Below are 17,729 nucleotides of genomic sequence, written 5' to 3' on the forward strand. Positions count from 1 at the left end.
GGGGACGGGGTCACCGGGCAGCTCTGGGTCGGCCATCGCCGAGGGCAGCAACCAGGGACGCTCCGTACGCGCCATACGACGAAACTACCCAGGTCAGGCGTGGGTTCCGGACGTTCCGGCGCAAGGGGCGACCAAAGTTGCGGTACGCGAGACTTTCGGCGGAGCGCGGCAGTCCGGTGGTCCGGGTGGTTCCGGTGCTGTTCGACCTGGCCGACAAGCTTCAGTTCACCGCGACGTCCAAGGACAGGCGGGTGCTCGACGTGCTCGCACACGCCCAGCGGCACCAGAGAGCCCGCAGCGAGTACATCACCGCCTTCGACGAGGAGGGCAAGGAGGTGGACATCTCCTTCGCCGCGGAACTGGCGCAAGGCCGAGGTGGACAAGACCCGCACCGGACAGTTCGTCCGCAAGCACTTCGAGGCGATGGTCTTCGCAGCCCAGGCCGAGGCTCTGCGCACCGACGACATCGCGGTGGTCGGCTCGGAGGAGTACGCCGACTGGTCCGAGCAGCTGCCGCCGTGGGAGGTCGTCCAGGAGAAGCTAGCGGTGGTTTGTTAAGCCGCGGAGTAGAGATCAAGCGGGTGGCCTGCGCCGACGGCGTTAATCAGGGCTTGGAGTTCCGGTGGTGGGGGTGCATTCGTCCAGGTTCGCCAGCATCGTTGGAGGCTGGTCCAAGGGTCGAGCCAGGCCTGGACGGTGGACTATGCCGAGATGTGCCCACCGGGCGGGCGTAGTCCGCGTAGGCCTGCGCGACCTTTCATGGCGTCATTCACGCCTCGTCTGGCGAAGGGCACCATTTCCACGCCACGCGCGGGCACTCTCATAACATCATTGGCCCCTTCGCGGCACCGACCACATCGAAGATGGCTTCGCGTGACCGAGCAGGTGGTCCGGGAGTCGAAGGAACGTGGGTGTCGCGGCGGCAACGGATCTGCGCTCACGATTCGGGACAGTTCTCGTCCGTCTCCTCGGCGTGCCATCCGCCGCCGTCGGACACGGTCACCGTCATCGCGTTGCTTGACAAATCCCCCATGCGGTGCGCGGCGGCGGCCGTGCAGATCAACTGTTCCGTCGCGAGGCGGGACAACGCGCCGAAGCCGGGAGGCAGTCGGATTGAGAGTGCGTTGTCGTGCAGCGATACGGTCGGGCCGTCCGGTGAGGTCCGCTCGGGTGTTGGGGAGGCGGGGGCCGGCTCGGGAGCTGCGGTGGCCAGTGCTTGGGGCATTTCAGCCGGTTTTCCGGGCACTTCGGTGGAGAGGTGCTCGTCTACTTCCGTCGACGTCGGGCCGATGAGGAGCATCTGCAGGGCTGCCCCGGCGTCCCCGGGCTTGTCGGTCGTGCGGGGCACCGCGACGAGCGCCCCGTCCCGGACGAAGTAGACCGGCGTGGTCGGCTTGATCCCGCTCGCGGGACCGCCGGCCTCCACCACCCCGGTCGTAGGAATCCCGCAGGCGGAGAGAGCGAAGAACGCCGGCGCGATCAGCATCCAGACTCGGTGGGCGGCTTTCATGACCGGTTCTCCTGGGGCAGGTCGTCTCGCCGAAGCGGAAGTTCCACTGTGAAGAGGGCGCCTCCCGCCGGATGGTTCGCCGCACGGACTGTGCCGCCGTGCATCCGGACGTTCTCGGCGGTGATCGAAAGACCCAGCCCGCTGCCCTCCGAGCGGGTCCTGGCGGTGTCCGACTTGTAGAACCGCTCGAAGACATGCGGCAGCGCGTCGTCGGGAATGCCCGGTCCGCTGTCCTGCACCTCGATGACCGCAAGGTGCTCGGTCCCGGCAGAGCGACGCACGTGAAGGGACACCCGCACGGGACGGGTGCCGTGTCGCAGGGCGTTGCCGACCAGATTGGCGACGACCACGTCGAGGCGGCGCGGGTCAACGCGTCCACGCAGCTCATCGGGCGCCGGCAGGTGCGTCTCCACGGAGCCGGACCAGCCGCGGGAGGCGAGCGTACGCCGGATCGACTCGGCGAGGTCGATCTCGTCCAGGTGCAGGACGGCAGCACCCGCGTCGAAGCGGGAGATCTCCATCAAGTCGTCCACGAGGCGAGCGAGTTTCACGGTCTCCTCGCTGATCAGCCGTACTGCGGTGGCCGTGTCCGGATCCAGCCGGGCGGCGTCCTCGTCCAGGACGTCCGTGACCGCCGACATCGCGGCCAGCGGGGTGCGCAGTTCGTGCGAGACGTCGGCGGCGAAGCGACGGGCCCGGGCCTCCATCTCCCGCAACTCTGCCACCGACGTCTCCAGCGCGGCGGCCGTCTCGTTGAACGTGTGTGACAGATCGGCGAGTTCGTCGGTGCCGGTGACCGCGAGCCGTGTGTCCAGGCGGCCCTCGGCGATGTTGCGGGTGGCGTGCCGCAGCGCCCGCACCGGCAGCAGCACTCCGCGGGCGGCCAGCAGGGCGAGCACCACGGCGAGTACGAGTGCCGGCACCATGGCGCGCTCGACGGCGGTGACCAGGGCGTCGACATACGCCTGCTCGGCGGTCTGCGGAACGACGAGAAACACCTGAACCCCGGAGGGCGTCTGCTCTCCGTCCAGGGTGCTAAAGGTGACCGGCATGCCGACGACAAGTGAGGTGCGCCCGTCCCTGTGCACCCGCTGGAAGACGGTGGCCCGTCTGGATCCGACGGCTTCCCGCACGCCCGGCGTCAGCTCTTCGAATCCATCGCCGGGGACGGAGGCGGCGCTCAATTTCCGGAACGCCGCCAACACGCGCCAGTGGCCCTGCGACTCGGTGGCCGCCACATCGGACGCGAACCGCTGCAACGCCGACTGGTCGGGAGGAAAGCCGAGTTCGTTGGCCCGCTGGCTGACCTGGGTCCGCAGTTGCCTGATCACCGCGTCCTGGCTCTGCTGGAGCACTCCGGTCCGCGCCTCCCTGAAGGTCAGCGCACCCGTCGTGGCCGCGGCTACGGTGGCGACGAGCCCAAAGGCCACCACCAGGCGTGCGCGCAGGCCGCGCAGCCGACGCGCCCTCACCGGGCGGCGAAGCGGTAGCCGAAACCGCGCACGGTGTGGACGTAGCGGGGTGCACGAGGCGGCTCGTCCAACTTCGTGCGCAGCCGTTTGACACACGCGTCCACCAGGCGGGCGTCGCCGTGGTAGTCGTGCTCCCAGACCGCCTCCAGCAGTTGCTGCCTGCTGAAGACCTGGCCGGGCGAGGCGGACAGAGTGAGCAGGAGCCGTCGCTCGGAGGGGGCGAGTTCTATCGGCCCGCCGTTCAGCATGACGGTCAGACCGGCCCGGTCGATGGCGAGATCCCCGTAGGTGTCGATCTTCGGCAGCATGGCGTCGGTGGACGTCCCGCCGGCACGGCGCAGGACAGCACGGATGCGCGCGTTGAGCACCCTGGCCAGCACGGGCTTGACCACGTAGTCGTCGGCACCCGCCTCCAGGCCGACAACGATGTCCACCTCGTCGCCCCGCGCGGTCGCCATGATGATCGGCAGCGTCTGGTCGACGGCCCGTATGGCACGACACACCTCGAGCCCCGTCATACCGGGCAGCATCAGATCGAGGACGACGATGTCCGGCCGGAAGGACGGCAGTCGCCCCATCCCCTCCTCCCCCGTCCCCGCGGCGACAACGTCGTGACTCTGCCTGCGCAGAGCCAGGGTGACGCCCTCGCGGACAGCGCGGTCGTCTTCGATCAGCAGTACACGTGACATGGGCCCAGTATCCGAAATCCGTCGGCTCGGGCGGAAAACTGTTACCGGTTAATCATATAGGCACGGTCAGAATTGACCGTTATCGCTTCGTTATCCTCCTGGCCGGATTCGATCACATTGCGATCCCACGATGAGTGATCGTGACTGCGCACCAGGGAAAACCCCTCCACTCCCATCGGCGCCCGAAAGGCTCCGCACACGCCGCGCGGAGCGGGAAGCGGCACAGGAGGGGACGTGCCAAGCGGAGCGGGAAGAGGCACCTGAGCGGAGGCCTGCTCCCGTTGGTTGCTCTCGTGTCCGTCCGTTGCACGGTAGCGGCGTGGCCGTCGTTCGACGTGTGACATCCCACAGCGGGGGCGAATCCGGCGTCCGTGCCGGGCCCACCCAACAAGCGCAACGTTCCCTTCCCAAGCCAACGGCGCCGCAACCGAGTACCACGGCCGAGCGCCGACTTCGGCTGGGACTCCGTGGCGGCGCTCGACGGCGACGCCCTGGCCTACCTGACCGTGCGCGAAGGCGAGGACGACAAAGGCAGGTTCTGGGAGATCGGCGTTATCGGCCATGGCTCGCGCGCCGCCGAGCTTGCCGAGCCAGGTCGCGGGTGCGATCCGCGAGTGGGACCAGGGCTGAGGCAACAGCGCGCCAGCACTCGGCTTCCGCATGGCCGTCGGCGACGCCCGCGACCAACTGACGGCCATCGAGCCGCGCTTCGTCATCCGACAAGCCCCACGGCCGTCTCGTCGTCGACTGGCCGCGCAAGGGCTGAGCCGATGATCCCCTGGTAGCCAGCCGCACCCCGCTGGCCCAAAGGCTCCTGCGCTACCGCTGGACGAGCGCGTCGCCAATCTCACGGGGCTGACCGCCGCGCCAGCGGGGTCCTCAACTACGCCGCGTTGATCGCCTCTGACGTCGGGGTACCCGACCTGGCAGCCGACCTGTGCTGGCTGCCGCACCAGGTCTTCGCCGACACCGAACACCTCACAAGCGGCACCGCCGTGATGTCCTCATACCCCTGATCAACATTGGCTGCTGACCCGCGAGGGCAGCGGCGAAGCCGCCTACGACGTCCTGAAGCGGCTGTACCGCGCCCCTCAGAGTCGCGGCACAGCCGGATCCATGGCCGCACCGTCGACCTGTCGTTGCTGATCGCCACCGACGCAGACCACCGGGAGATCTACGAGGAGCCCTGGGTAACTGTGCTAGTCGATGGCGCCAGGGCCCTGGCGCCGAAGCCGCTCAGCCCCTGCCCCGTCGCCGCCGGCCGTAGGAAGCATGGACCGTCCTGTCCATGCCCTGTCGAGGGCGGATTACAGCGCGTCCACCACCGTGCCCGTCAGCACGGGGTGGCCGGGAAGCGGCTCGGCGTCATCACCGGTCAGCGCGATGCGTACATACTTAGGCGGTTTGGTCAGTTCGTTCTTCACCGTCGGCACGATGAAGTCGGCGGTGGGGGCACCAGCCGGGATGCGCATCCACACCCACAGGTTCGCCTCGGAGAGCGGGCGTTCCGGGTCGGGGAGGTCACCGGACTGGCCGGACGGTTCGGGGCCGCTTGGCACAGGGCTCGGGTTGCTCCCCCCTATAAGGTCCATCAGCCACTGCGGATCCACGTCCTTGGTGGACAGCTCGGTGCCCTCGGTGACCGGAAGCACCCGGACAGGCTGCCAGATGTCCACGTCAGCGGGCTCGGACAGGGAGATCCGCCACCTCAGCGTCCCTCCCTCGACTACCCGGTCCGTGACCGGCGTCAGGGTGACCGAGGGCGCGGGGTCGTCGTTCAGCACGGTGACCCCGCCCACGTACGAGCCGACGACGGCGCCGCGCACCGCCTTCGCGAGGAGGTCGTGCTGCTCGTCGCGGCCGAAGCGCGTGTTGCCCTTCACCACCACGGGAACGTCGATGGGGTTTCTGCCCGCCCGTACCGTGACCAGCTTGTCCTCGGCCTGCCCGGTGTCCGGGTCGATGATGGAGAAGCGGACCTTGCCGCTGCCTTGCCCGGAGACCTGGACCGGGATGTGGTAGGTGACGGTTCCCTCGTCGCCCTCGTTGACGGTGAGCCGGCCGATGTCGACGCGTGGCAGTGCCGCTGCCGTAACCGCCGGGGTGCCGGGGGCCCAGCCCCAGGCGTCCATCAGCCAAGCCTGCCCGGACTGTGAACGCGGTGTCAGTTCAAGGGACCTGACCTGCCCCAGGTCGAGGCCGGCACGGGTGGCGGCGGTCAGCGGGACGCGCAGCTCGCGCGCCCAGTACGAGGCGGTGCGTTCGGTGCCCGGGAGCCCGTCGATCTGGACCGGGCCGAGCTCGGCGCGGTGGCCGGAGGAGTCGGTCACGGCCACGTCCAGCTTGGTGCCGGTCGTGTTCGGTGGCACGAAGACACGCAGCGCCAGGCTACTGGCGCCGGAGAGGGACACCGAAGTGGCGGGGCGGACCGTTGTCGCCGTGCCCGGCGCCGACCACCTCAGTGCGACCGCGCTGCGGCCGGCCTCTTTGTCCAGCTGCCATCGCGCGAAGTGCGGTGACGACCCTGCGGTGTCGGGGTCCAGGCATGCCGTGGCCGGGTCGAGGTCGATCGCCGAACACAGTCTGCCGCCGGTCACCCTCATCGGGGTGTCAGGCAGGAAGCCGCCTATGCGGCGGGCGCCGACGGCGTGGGTGAGCACGCGGGCCGGGTCGGCCGAGGGGGCGCGTCGGCCCGAGCCGTCGAGCAGCGGGCGCACCCGGTCGTCCCCGGCGACGAACAGCCTGGCCGCGGCGGCGATGTAGGTGGCGCCCGCCTGGTGCTGCTGGTCGGCGGTCAGCCGGGTGCGGGCGCCCATGGAGCACACCGGGTCGCGCTGTTCCGCGTCGTCCCAGAAGTCGTCGGTGGAAGGTGCCTCGGACTTGCCCGGCGTCCACTCGGTGTTGAAGAAGTTGTGGTTGGCCCCGACCATGTAGACGGCGCTGTGCAGGGCGGTGCCCTGGCTGATCCTGCGCGTTCCGTCGACATACACCTCGCCCTGGAGGTCGGAGACGTCACCGTCACAACCAGGGAGGATCGTCGTGGACGGCACGTCCGCGACCGGATTCTGGCCGGTGATCGTCGGTCCGATGTGGACCGTCCCCCGGATCTTCCACTGCACGGGGCCTCGGTAGCCGTCCTGCGCGGGGTGCGACGGGTAGAGGCTGTCCATGGCGGCCCGGTTGACACCGTCGCCGCCGCGCGAATGACCCACGAGTAGGACGCGCGACAGGTCGGCCTCGGCCGCGCCGGGCACGGCGGCCGGAGCGGTGCCCGGGTGGGCGGCCCAGCCGGCCCACTTGGCGAGGTGCTGCCGAACCAGCGAGGAGCGCGCCTGCGCACCGCCGTCCTCGGCGTTCCAGTCCTGGGCGTTGATGCCGTTCGCCGAGATCGACACCGTCACATAGCCCTGGGAGGCCAGCAGCTTCTGGTCCTTCAGGTAGCCCTTGTAGCTCGGCACCGGCCGCATGCCGGCGGCGCAGGGCCAGTCAGCGGACACGTCGTACTCGGACCCGCCCGGTTTGTAGCAGGTAAAGTGACGGCCGTGGAGGAACAGGGCGAGCGGCCGCTTGCCTGTGAGGCCTACGGGCGCGATAACCACGGCGCGCATCTCCACCGGCTGGGCAAATCCGGGCAGCTTCACCGGGTCGAGGTTGTACTCGTCGGTGACCGTGCGGTGGTCGCCCGGCTCGCCCGGGTCCATGGAGTTCGCCGGGAGTTGGGCTGGGGGCTGTACGACAGCCGGGGAGTACTTCGGTTTTCTGCCGGTGCTATCGGCGACCGTGTCCAATCGCCGCCCGGCCGCCCGGACTTGAAGACCCTTCAGTGGGACGGCTCCGCGGAGGGCGAGCCGGAACGTGTGGCCATCCTTCTCCGCCTTCGGCACGCCGATCAACCGGCCGTCCGCGTAGAACTCGACACGGGCGTCGCCCATGGGCACGGCCCTGTCCGACCGCCAGACCAGCTCACGCGCGACGCCCTTCCCTGTTACCCGCCAGCCCGGCGGCAGCGCACCGTCGGCACTCGCCGTCAACGGCTGTGCCGGGGAGAGGTGTTGAGCTTGGGCAAGACCGGGTGAGCCCGCCAGGGCCGCGAGCGCGGCCACGGCGGTGACTCCTATTCGCCGGGTACGGTTCAAAAGCTTTCTCCTTATGCATCAAACGCGGTTGTCCATCGGTACCGGGAACCCTTCGCGCCACAAGGGTGGGAAACGGAACCTGTGGGTTTCATATGCCGGGGCTACGAGCCACATCGACCCAATGGCGCAGTGCCTCTCCCATGCCCACCTGCGCGCTCGTACCGGCAGCGGTGACGAAGGCCCCCGAACCCCTTTTCGGGGATGGCGGGCCCGGAAGATGAGGCGGACGCACAGAGCTCAGCCGCAGCGCTCGGTTTCGGCACCGGCAGCTTGGGGGAACCTCGCGCCTGTTGGGTGCGCTGGGCACATACACCGGTTGCAGCCCCCACTGTCAGGCGTTCCGCGTCGACGTGGTGCGCGGTCATGATCGTTAACGATGGGGCCGCAATATGATCAACCCTAGCCCGGAACATTACGAAGCAATAACACCCAATGCCCCCGCTCCTCTCGGTTGCCATCGCCGACCCCAACGGCCTGGACAACCACAAGCCCCTGCCCTCGTCCGGGCTCCATTCCGACGAGCTGCTGCTGGACATCGCCACCGAGGCCGCAGGCCGCCGGAACTTACGCACCGACCACTTCTACTTCTTCGGCGACATAGCCCTGTGCTGCTTACAAGGGCAAGGCGCGCTGGACGCACGACGAGCGGGACAGCCGCGCCGCCGGCCAGGCGTTCGCCTTGAACGTCCAGTCCCCCAGGGCCGGGATGCCCTTGGCGGGCGCGTCCAGGACCAGGCCGCCGGTGCAGTACGCCAGCACCTGCCCGTCCGTGTCCCCTGGCCAGCACGTGGCTGACCGGGAGGATCAAGCAACGCTTGCGGTGCCCACGTCGGCCCGTCTTCGGGCAAGGCAGAGCAGGACCTGGATGTGGTGTTTGCCCTCCACCTGGCACTACACCGACCCGCCGTACCGAGGCCTTCCGTTCCACGGCGCACACCGCCGGGCGAAGCGAGGCACATCCGAGGATGAGCCGCCGTACCCGTTCCGGATGGTCGGCGCCGACCCATCGGGCCACATGGCCGGGCGCCCAGCCACGCTTCGAGCGTCTCCGACTTCCGCTCGTGCAGGACATCGATCCTCTCGTGGGTCTCGGCGTCGATCACGACGGTGGCATAGCGGTGACGCGGCATTTGCGGAAGGCGAAGTCGTCCACGTCCAGCACTCCCACGTGGCCGACATCGGGCTCGGGCAAGGCCATGATTGGACGCAGCAACGTATCCCTGCCCACACAGATGCCCACCGTCGCCACCATCCTGGCTGGCCAGGGTCAGGCCGATCTGCATCAACACCCCGCGCAGCAAAGGGATATGCCAGCTGTGCGGGGTGGTCAGTCCGGCGATCTGTTCGGCGAACGTCACCGCGAGCAGGCGGGATTCCCACAGCGGAAGCGGCGTAGGCATAACTCGATCACGACGCCGAGCCCGCCCACGGCCACGTCATGCATCTGGCGTACATACCGGCCGTGCACCTGTGCCCAGCCTTGGCCGCCCCAGCAGGCCGCGGCCGTCGCTCGCGCCCGCAGCACCACCATGCGTGATCGCGAACAGATGACACGAACCGCTCAAGCATCCCCATCACAAGACGTCGCCACCACCCAGGACGGCGCCAGCTGGCTGGCCTTCCTACTCTCGTTCATCGCCTGCGGCCTGTCCGGGGTCCAGTTGGTCGTCTCCGAGGCCCACCCGGCCTGGTCGACGCGATCGGTCCGGTGTTGCCCGGCGCCTCCTGACAGCGCTGCCGCGCCCACTGGACCTGTCCGGAATCACAGGCTTGACCACGTAGCTGTCCGCGCCGACTTCCAGCGCCAAGGTCACGTCGATCGTTTTCCCTTGGCCGTCACCATGGTGATCGGCACCTGGTCATGACCCCTCATCCGTCGGCATACGTCGAGGCCGGACATGCCCGGCAGCATGAGATCAAATATGACGACGCCCGGATGGAAGGGACGGAGCTGTTGCGGTCCCTCTTCATCTGCTCCGGCGGCGAAAAGGTCATACCCCTGACGTCGCAGCGCCAGACGGACAACCGTACGGGCCGAGGGGCTGCCGACAATCCGGTCCGAAGCGGCGGGAGTCGCTGGCAAACCACTCGTTACCCTTTCGTGACTATTTGAGCTCGCGGTGATCACATGAAGTGACCAAATTGACCTGCCATGCATTCGGCACGAGAGCGGGAATCCGCACCACCCACCGGCAGCGCCGCGGCCTCCCACCGCCGTGGCCAGCACCGGTCCTCCCACCGCCGAGGACGTCCGCGCCGCCGGGGCCGGAGCTACTTGATCGGGACACTGGTGGCCGTCGGCCTGCTCGGCTCAGCGACGTACCACCTGAACGTCGGACGCAGCGACGCGTCGAATGGTGCGCCTCACCCGCGGAGCATGGCGCGGATCACCCCTCTGCCCACCCCAACCCCCAAGCCCACCCCGGCCCCCGAGCCCCCGTCCACCCCACCCCCTACGCCCACCCCGCCCCCGACTTCTTCCAAGATCGACGCCCCCTCGAAGGGCACCGGCACGTTCGTCACCGCGCAGGCCAGTGGCACGAAGGTCGGCCTTGGTCCACGTCCGCTCCGTTACGTGGTGGAGGTCGAGACCGGGCTCGACATCTCGCCGACCCAAGCGGCGAGCGAGATCGCCGACATACTCGCTGCTCCCCGGGGCTGGACCCACAACCCGGCCTACGCTTTCCAGTTGGTGAGCGCGGGAGCGCCCCACGACCTCACAGTGAAGATCGCGACATCGGGAACGGCGGACGCCCTCTGCTGGGCTGGCATCCACCAGGACACCCAAGGCGAATACAACTGCGAGGTCCCCGACGGGGTGGTGGTGAACCTCAAGCGCTGGGTCGAGGGCTCGCCCACATTCGACGGTCCGATCCACGACTACCGGGCGCTGATCATCAACCATGAGATGGGGCACTTCCTGGGCTACACGCACGTGACCTGTGCGGGTCCCGGGCAGTTGGCCCCCGTGATGATGCAGCAGATCAAGGGACTGCACGGATGCATCGCAAACGCCTGGCCCTATGACAAGAACGGTCAATTCGTCTCCGGGCCGCACGTGACGTAAACCGGCGGCCGTTCCCGGAGCGTGCCGCTCAGGGGACTGAACGGGCCGTTACGGCTTGGTCATGAGTTGAGCCATTGGCCATCAACTGTGGGCGCCGCTCTGAACTCAGCGACAACCCCGTGGTCGTCAAGGCCATCAGCCGCTCACCGGGCCGAGTTCCCGGTGCTCCGGTGCTGTCGCCGTGGGCGGAGTCCCACGATCCCGCGGTTCTCCGCGGCTTGTAGGCAACAACCCCTCTCGAAAGGATGGAAGAGAATGTCTGAATCCCGCACGGTTCGGAAACTGGCCGTAGCAATGAGTCTGTTGCCGCTGTTGGCAGCTTGCGGCACCGGCTCTGAGACGGCGTCCCACTCGGCGAGCGAAGGGAAGTCCTCGGCCGGATCGTCTGGACAACTCGACGTTCCCGCGGACGCTGGCGCGGAGCTCAAAAAGCAGTACCTCTTGGAGAACGCGATCGCGGCCTGCATGAAGAAGCAGGGGTTCGCCTACTCCCCCGTAGCCCCCGAGGATCCCGCGGCCTCCTGGACCACCGAGGGGGCGGACTACGACCTGACCAAGAAGTACAGGCAGAAGTACGGCTTCGGCATCTACTCAGGCATCGTCTATCCCAACGATCCGCAGGCACCGGGCAGCAAGGCGTCCCAGAAGGACTCGAACCACTCACCCAACGCGGACTACGTCGCCACGCTCACTCCCGAGCAGAAGGCCGCCTACGACAAGGCGTTGGGAGGTCCCCCGGACCCGAAGACCGGTGAAAAGGACTGGACCGGTTGCGAAGGATCGGCCAACAAGGAGGTCTACGGCTCCGCGTCGGTCCAAGAGCGAAGCACCACAACCGCGAGCCAGAACCAGGCCAACGCGCAGGCACTCAACGGTGATCCGAAGCTGGTCGCTCTGGCTCAGTCGTACGCCTCGTGCCTGAAGCAACACGGCATCCCCGTCACGACCACGCAACCGACCAGCATCGGGGAGATGGTGAAGCTCCAGTCGAACGCGTCCGCTCCCGCCGGCGCCGGGGCGGGCCCCGTCGGGGTGAGCCCCGACGGGAACCAGGTGACGCCCCTGAACAAGGATGAGGCTCTGCCGCTGCTCACCAAGGACATCGACTTGGCGATGCAGGACCTGGAGTGCGGCAAGGAATTCCGGGCCACCTATTTCCCGGAGTTCCTGAAGGCCCCGGCCAGCGGTGGCGGTGTCGGGTGAGGCAGCGCAGCAATCGGGTGCGAAGCCGTCCCAAGCAGTTGGCGCTCATCCTCGCCGCGGTGGGGCTGGTCGGAGCGGGCGGTTGGCTGGCCGGATCGCAGATGCAGTCGCCTGCGGATGCCGCTGCCACGCACCGGCCGCCGAAGGCCGGACCGGTCACCGTCGTGGTCGAGCGGCGGTCACTGACCGCAAGTGTGGTGGCCCAGGGCTCGGTGGAATTCGCCTCACCGCAGAGTGTGATCCTGGCCGGGCCCGTCGGCCCCCCTGATTCCGGCTCCGGGGACTACGGAGCCGGCGATGCCGTCGTCCAGCGGGTCACCAGGGCACCGGTCGCCGGGTCGGAGGTGAAGGAGGGCGACGTGCTGATGCAGGTGAGCGGCCGACCGGTTCTGGTGTTGCGGGGAACCGTTCCGATGTACCGCACGCTGGGTCCCGGCGCGTCCGGAGACGATGTCATGCAGCTCCAGAAGGCCCTGACCCGGCTCGGTTTCAACCCCGGTCGAGCCACCGGGACGTACGGGCAGTCGGACGCTGCGGCGGTGAGTCGCTGGTACAAGAGCAAGGGCTACCGCGCGGAGGAGCCCAGCATCGCCGACAAGCAACAGATGGGAACGCTCGAAGCGGCTGTGACCACCGCACAGCAGGCCCTCCTCGCGGCACAGAACCCGGGCAGCGACTCCCAGGAGACCGGCAGCGGTGAGGCCGAAAGGCTGCAGCGCAAAGCGGCACAGCAGCAGTTGGAAGCGGCCAACGCAGCGCTCGCCGCCTTCCAAGCTGGCTACGGAACCAAAATCCCCGCGGGTGAGGTGGTCTTCCTGCCGGATCTGCCGGCCCGGCTGGACAAGGTGTCCGTGAAAATCGGTGACACCCCGTCCGGACCGGTCGGCACGGTGACCAGCTCCAAGGTCGTGGTGCAGGCCGTGATACCAGGCAGCGACGCCAAGCTGCTCCACAAGGGCATGACAGCGCAGGTGGAGACCCCCGACGGCACGAAGGTGGAAGGGGAACTGGTGGCACTCGGCGACGATGTGCCAAAGAACGATTCGGGGGACGACAAGGACGCGCCGGGGACATCGGAGGGCGGGAGCGACGACGCGTCGGCTCCTGTACCGGTGCAGATCTCCATCCCGTCGGGGAAGCTGACCGAGAACGCCAACGGCTCCGCGAAGGTGACCATCACGGTGGGCTCGTCGGACGGCGACGTGTTGACGGTGCCCATCGCCGCGCTCCACACGTCGGCTGACAGGCAGGCCAAGGTACAAGTCGTGCGCGGCAACAGCGTGGTGGATGTACCCGTCAAAGCGGGTCTCTCCGCGGACGGGCAAGTGGAGGTCATACCGTCCGGTGGCTCCCTGAAGGCGGGCGATCACGTGGTGGTCGGGCGATGACCGGCCTGCCGACGTCCGTCGTCCCCGACGCGGACACCGTCATCCAGCTGATCTCCGTGCACCGGACCTTCGACTCCGAACCGCCGGTGCACGCCCTGCGCAACGTGAACCTGGCCGTCCGGCGCGGCGAGCACCTGTCGATCGTCGGCCCGTCCGGTTCCGGCAAGTCGACGCTGCTCAACACACTGGGGCTGCTGGACCGACCCACCTCGGGCGCCTACTGGCTCGACGGCGTGGAGACCAACACGCTCGGCGACCTGGAGCGCACCTCACTGCGCGGCAGCCGGATCGGATTCGTCTTCCAGTCCTTCCATCTGCTGCCCTACCGGACGGTGGACGAGAACGTCATGCTGGCCGAGGCCTACCGCCGGCCGCGCCCCGGGCGCGGCCGTGCCGGCCGCCGCACCAGGGCCGAGGAGGCACTGGAACGGGTTGGCCTGGCGCACCGCGTCGGCTTCCGGCCGGACAGGCTCTCCGGTGGTGAAAGACAGCGGGTCGCTATCGCCCGGGCACTGATGAGCGAGCCTGCTCTGCTGCTCTGCGACGAGCCCACCGGCAACCTCGACAGCGAGAACACCGAATCGGTGCTGGACCTCTTCCACCAACTGAGCGAACAGGGCATGACCCTGGTCGTGATCACCCATGAGGAGGCGGTCAGCCGGCGGGCCGACAGGCGGGTAAGGATCAGCGACGGACGACTCACCGAGGAGAACCGATGAGGGCCCGAGCACGCGTGCTGGAGCCGGCGGCCCCAGTGGATCCGGCACACCCAGTGGACCCGCCGATCGCCGACCGGAAAACCGGCGGACGGCACACCGCTCGCCGGGGACGTGCACGGCGCCGCAACAAGGCCAGGGGCATCGAGCATCCCTGGATGGACTTCAGGGACCTGTGGACCGAGGCGCTGGCGGGGGTACTCGCCCGTCCGATGCGCTCCGCCCTGACCACACTGGGCACCGTTCTGGGCATCGCCACCCTGGTCATCACCATCGGGGTCTCGTCCACGGCGGGCAATCAGATCGTCGGCCGGTTCGACGCCCTCACCGCCACCTCGGTCACGGTGGTGGTACCCCCGCCGCCGCCGTCGGCCGACCCCGTCCCGCTCGTGGACTGGTCGAGTGTCAACGCGGTCCGTCGGCTGGCCGGGGTCGATTCGGTGGCGGCGATCGCCGACTCCCAGACAACCGCGAGCGTTCAGGTACGTGGGAACGATGTGGTAGCCCCCGGCGAGGTCACCGGCCAGACCATGGCCGTCGTCGCCGCGTCCCCCACGCTGCCCGCCGCGGTGCGAGGCAGGATGACCGCCGGGCGATTCTTCGACGACGGGGACATCGCCGGACACGACCGGGTGGCGGTGCTCGGCGACCAGGCCGCACGGCTCCTCGGCATCAGCGCGATACAGGACTCCCCCGCAGTCTTCCTGAAGGGCCAGGCATACACGGTGATCGGGATTCTCGGCGGAGCAGAACGGGAACAGCAGCTCGCCACCGCGGTGATCCTGCCGCCCACGACAGCCGAGGACCGACTGGGCCTGGGCACGGTAACCCGGGTACTGATCAACACCGCGCTCGGCGCGGCGAACCAGGTTGCCCACCAGGCACCGATCGCACTGGCTCCCGGAGCCGAGAACGCCCTGACCGTCACGGCACCGCCCGACCCGGCCAAGGCACGCAAGGGAGTGCAGGGCGACGTCAACGGCCTGTTCCTGGTTCTCGGACTGGTCTCGCTGGTGGTAGGGGCCATCGGAATCGCCAACGTGACGCTGGTGACGGTCATGGAGCGGATCGGGGAGATCGGACTGCGACGCGCCCTCGGTGCCTCACGACGACAGGTCGCCGGCCAGTTCCTGGTGGAGTCGACGACCATCGGACTCCTCGGCGGCGTCATCGGCGCCGCCCTGGGCATGGTCGTCGTGGTGGCCGTGTCCGCCATCAGGGAGTGGACCCCGGTCCTGGACGTCCGCCTCGCTCTGGGAGCCCCGGTCGCCGGAGCCCTCGTCGGACTCCTGGCCGGTCTCTACCCGTCGCTGCGAGCCTCCCGCATGGAGCCCGTCGACGCTCTGCGCTCCTAAGAGGTCGTTTCCTCTCGTTGTTTCATCCCGTGATGCGGGCTTGGTCCGGCGATGTCGGGTCGCGCCAGGAGATGGTGCTCTCGCCGGTAAGGCGGCGGGCCATGAGGTCCGTCATAGCGAGGTGGATCATGGCTTCGGAGCGAGTGGGGAGGGTTTCGTAGTCACGGGCCAGGGCCAGGGGCCAGGGCCAGGGCCAGGCGGCAGTTGAGCATGAGCCAGCCGTAGGTTCGCTCGACCGTCCAGCGTTTCGGGATCGGCGTGAACCCCTTGGCCTGAGGGGTATGTTGGACGATTTCGAGGCCGATGCCGAGGGTGGCGGCGTGCTCGACGAAGTGTTTGCGGTAGCCGCCGTCGACCCAGACCTTGCGGATCGTGGGATGTGCGGCGGCCACCTGGTCGAGGAGGGCCTGGCCTGCGGCGGAGTCCTGGACACTGGCTGCAGTGACCAGCACCGCGAGCAGGAGGCCGAGGGTGTCGGTGATGATGCTCCGCTTTCGGCAGACGATTTTCTTCGCCGCATCCGTGCCCTGGCTCGCGGCGAGAACGCTGGTCGATGTTTTGACGCTTTGCGCGTCGATCACGCAGGCCGATGGCTGTGCGCTTCGGCCCTCCCTCTGCCGCACCCGCTCCCGCAAAAGGCCGTTGAGCTAGGCGAAGATGCCTTCCTTCTGCCACTTGGCGAAGTAGCCGTAGACGGTTTCCCAGGGCGGGAAGTCGTGTGGCAGGTAACGCCACTGCACACCGGTGCGGTCGACATACAAGATCGCGTTCATGATCTCGCACAGCTCGTGCTCGGGCGGCCGGCCGAAGTCCAGGGCCCGGCCTCGGCGCTCGAAGCGCCAGGCCGCCAGCACCGGCTCGGTCAACTCCCAGCGAGCATCGGACAGATCACTCGGATGCGCACGTCGTTCCGCCATGACTCAGGGCGTACCGCGCTGCAGCCATGTGCGTCCAGGCGCGCGTTGTACCTTGTGGAAGCACGGGATGAATGCGGCGTCCTGGAATGAGACAGGCACAAGCTGCCTCCGGCCTCATACGTCACATCATGTGTCCCCGTAGCAGCCACCACCTCGGCGATCCCACCAGCAGCAAACGTTGGCACGGAAGAAACTGCTACATAAATCCCTATTCCAGGTGAAAACGACCTCTTAAGCGTTGCGATCGACGCATGACATACGAATACGTGTCCACCTTCACGGGGTAAGGCCCGGCTCACCCCAGCAGTGGCTGGCGTGCCAGGGTGCCTCCATCGACCGTGACGGTCTGCCCTGTGACATAACTTGCTTCGTCGGAGAGAAGGAAAGCGACCACGGCTGCGATCTCGCCTGGCATACCAAAGCGGCGCATTGGTGCCCACCGTGCGACGGCCTCATCTGATAGCCCGGCGATCCATGGCTCAGCCATCGGCGTTCGGATCAAGCCGGGAGCAATGCAGTTGACTCTGATGTTGGCGTCGGCCCATTCGATGGCGCTTGTCTGCGTGAGGGAAATCAGTCCGGCTTTTGAGGCGTTGTAGGCCGCGAAGTTGGCCTCGGGAGCCAGACCGTTGATCGAGGCGATGTTGACGATCGAACCGCCGCCGTTGGACTGCATTGAACGCGCCGCCGCAGCGGATGTGAGGGCTGCCCCCCTCAGGTTGGTGTGCAAAGTGGCGTCCCATGCCTCAGCCGTGATGTCGATCATTGCGGTGGAGTCAAAGATGCCTGCATTGTTTACCAAGTAGTCCACTTTGCCGAACAAGTCGAGACACCGACCGACAACCCTGTTGCCCACGTCCGGATCTGCCATATCAGCGGTAGTGCCAGCAACCTGACCGTCGTGCTGACTCAGTTCTGCGGCCACTGCATCGACCTCGGCGGCACTGCGGGAGCAAATAAGCACCCGGTGTCCCCGGCGGGCGAACAGTTCTGCGCACGCACGGCCGATGCCCTTGGTGCCTCCGGTGACGATCACGCTGCGGTCAGCACTCACTTTTGCGTTGGTCACAATCGCTTCCTCATCTTGGCTTGGGTAGTTGGCGATGGCCGTTGCAGCCGCCTATATCTATTTTGCTCACCACCGGCCGCGATGTGGCCGCAGACGACTCGATCACCGCATGATCGGCCCATTGGGTCGCCACTAACTGTACGAGCTCCGGACATCACGATGGATACGTTGGAGGACTATCGGCTCCGATCGGCTCCCTCTGCTGGA

Annotated in this window: 14 protein-coding genes and 2 pseudogenes; 7 read left to right on the forward strand and 9 right to left on the reverse strand. The window is 67.9% G+C overall.

Features of this window, described 5'->3' with window-relative positions:
• Positions 1 to 220 precede the first annotated feature (220 nt).
• Complete coding sequence (locus ACWC91_RS36145) at positions 221 to 343, reverse strand: hypothetical protein (RefSeq protein ID WP_450640700.1); 123 nt, start codon at positions 341 to 343, stop codon at positions 221 to 223.
• Positions 344 to 375: 32 nt separating this feature from the next.
• Here ACWC91_RS36145 and ACWC91_RS36150 point away from each other — a divergent pair, with 32 nt between their 5' ends.
• Positions 376 to 558, forward strand: a complete 183-nt coding sequence (locus ACWC91_RS36150; RefSeq protein WP_450640701.1) for a hypothetical protein — start codon at positions 376 to 378, stop codon at positions 556 to 558.
• Positions 559 to 937: 379 nt separating this feature from the next.
• Here ACWC91_RS36150 and ACWC91_RS36155 read toward each other — a convergent pair whose 3' ends face one another.
• The 5 genes from ACWC91_RS36155 to ACWC91_RS36175 form a co-directional block, all read right to left on the reverse strand.
• Positions 938 to 1,486: a hypothetical protein gene (locus tag ACWC91_RS36155; protein ID WP_450726222.1), complete on the reverse strand. Its 549-nt coding sequence runs from the start codon at positions 1,484 to 1,486 to the stop codon at positions 938 to 940.
• 20 nt (positions 1,487 to 1,506) lie between these two features.
• Positions 1,507 to 2,982 carry a sensor histidine kinase gene (locus ACWC91_RS36160; RefSeq protein ID WP_281155386.1) on the reverse strand — a complete coding sequence of 492 codons (1,476 nt, stop codon included), beginning with the start codon at positions 2,980 to 2,982 and terminating at the stop codon, positions 1,507 to 1,509.
• Positions 2,979 to 3,671: a response regulator gene (locus ACWC91_RS36165; protein WP_450640705.1), complete on the reverse strand. Its 693-nt coding sequence runs from the start codon at positions 3,669 to 3,671 to the stop codon at positions 2,979 to 2,981. The genes ACWC91_RS36160 and ACWC91_RS36165 overlap by 4 nt, the downstream gene beginning before the upstream one ends.
• A 1,307-nt stretch (positions 3,672 to 4,978) precedes the next feature.
• Positions 4,979 to 7,807, reverse strand: coding sequence for a hypothetical protein (locus ACWC91_RS36170; protein ID WP_450640707.1), 2,829 nt, complete (start codon positions 7,805 to 7,807; stop codon positions 4,979 to 4,981).
• A gap of 612 nt (positions 7,808 to 8,419) precedes the next feature.
• Positions 8,420 to 8,566, reverse strand: a complete 147-nt coding sequence (locus tag ACWC91_RS36175; RefSeq protein ID WP_450640709.1) for a hypothetical protein — start codon at positions 8,564 to 8,566, stop codon at positions 8,420 to 8,422.
• Between the two features lie 821 nt (positions 8,567 to 9,387).
• Between ACWC91_RS36175 and ACWC91_RS36180 the strand changes: the two are divergent.
• A pseudogene (locus ACWC91_RS36180) lies at positions 9,388 to 9,533 on the forward strand (transposase); the annotation flags it as partial.
• A gap of 84 nt (positions 9,534 to 9,617) precedes the next feature.
• Here ACWC91_RS36180 and ACWC91_RS36185 read toward each other — a convergent pair.
• Positions 9,618 to 9,965 carry a response regulator gene (locus ACWC91_RS36185; protein WP_450640748.1) on the reverse strand — a complete coding sequence of 116 codons (348 nt, stop codon included), beginning with the start codon at positions 9,963 to 9,965 and terminating at the stop codon, positions 9,618 to 9,620.
• A gap of 132 nt (positions 9,966 to 10,097) precedes the next feature.
• Between ACWC91_RS36185 and ACWC91_RS36190 the strand changes: the two genes are divergently transcribed.
• From ACWC91_RS36190 to ACWC91_RS36210, 5 genes are all read left to right on the forward strand, one after another.
• Positions 10,098 to 10,874, forward strand: a complete 777-nt coding sequence (locus tag ACWC91_RS36190) for a DUF3152 domain-containing protein (RefSeq protein ID WP_450640750.1) — start codon at positions 10,098 to 10,100, stop codon at positions 10,872 to 10,874.
• A gap of 441 nt (positions 10,875 to 11,315) precedes the next feature.
• Positions 11,316 to 12,077: a hypothetical protein gene (locus tag ACWC91_RS36195; protein ID WP_281155380.1), complete on the forward strand. Its 762-nt coding sequence runs from the start codon at positions 11,316 to 11,318 to the stop codon at positions 12,075 to 12,077.
• Positions 12,078 to 12,241: 164 nt separating this feature from the next.
• Positions 12,242 to 13,465 carry a peptidoglycan-binding protein gene (locus ACWC91_RS36200; RefSeq protein WP_450726224.1) on the forward strand — a complete coding sequence of 408 codons (1,224 nt, stop codon included), beginning with the start codon at positions 12,242 to 12,244 and terminating at the stop codon, positions 13,463 to 13,465.
• Complete coding sequence (locus ACWC91_RS36205; protein ID WP_281155378.1) at positions 13,462 to 14,184, forward strand: ABC transporter ATP-binding protein; 723 nt, start codon at positions 13,462 to 13,464, stop codon at positions 14,182 to 14,184. Before ACWC91_RS36200 ends, ACWC91_RS36205 begins: the two co-directional genes overlap by 4 nt.
• Before the next feature lie 155 nt (positions 14,185 to 14,339).
• Positions 14,340 to 15,536 carry an ABC transporter permease gene (locus ACWC91_RS36210; RefSeq protein ID WP_281155377.1) on the forward strand — a complete coding sequence of 399 codons (1,197 nt, stop codon included), beginning with the start codon at positions 14,340 to 14,342 and terminating at the stop codon, positions 15,534 to 15,536.
• Positions 15,537 to 15,558: 22 nt separating this feature from the next.
• Here ACWC91_RS36210 and ACWC91_RS36215 read toward each other — a convergent pair.
• A pseudogene (locus ACWC91_RS36215) lies at positions 15,559 to 16,453 on the reverse strand (IS5 family transposase).
• A 295-nt stretch (positions 16,454 to 16,748) separates the two neighbouring features.
• On the reverse strand, positions 16,749 to 17,522 hold the full coding sequence (locus ACWC91_RS36220) for an SDR family NAD(P)-dependent oxidoreductase (protein ID WP_281155376.1): 774 nt from the start codon (positions 17,520 to 17,522) through the stop codon (positions 16,749 to 16,751).
• Positions 17,523 to 17,729: the final 207 nt, after the last annotated feature.

The organism is Streptomyces sp. NPDC001204 (assembly GCF_053598035.1).

Excerpts from the sequence above, each read along its gene's own strand:
- ACWC91_RS36210 (WP_281155377.1), top strand. The coding sequence starts at position 14,340 with ATGGACTTCAGGGACCTGTGGACCGAGGCGCTGGCGGGGGTACTCGCC.
- ACWC91_RS36145 (WP_450640700.1), bottom strand. The coding sequence starts at position 343 with ATGTCCACCTCCTTGCCCTCCTCGTCGAAGGCGGTGATGTACTCGCTG.
- ACWC91_RS36165 (WP_450640705.1), bottom strand. The coding sequence starts at position 3,671 with ATGTCACGTGTACTGCTGATCGAAGACGACCGCGCTGTCCGCGAGGGC.
- ACWC91_RS36185 (WP_450640748.1), bottom strand. The coding sequence starts at position 9,965 with ATGCATGGCAGGTCAATTTGGTCACTTCATGTGATCACCGCGAGCTCA.
- ACWC91_RS36155 (WP_450726222.1), bottom strand. The coding sequence starts at position 1,486 with ATGCTGATCGCGCCGGCGTTCTTCGCTCTCTCCGCCTGCGGGATTCCT.
- ACWC91_RS36205 (WP_281155378.1), top strand. The coding sequence starts at position 13,462 with ATGACCGGCCTGCCGACGTCCGTCGTCCCCGACGCGGACACCGTCATC.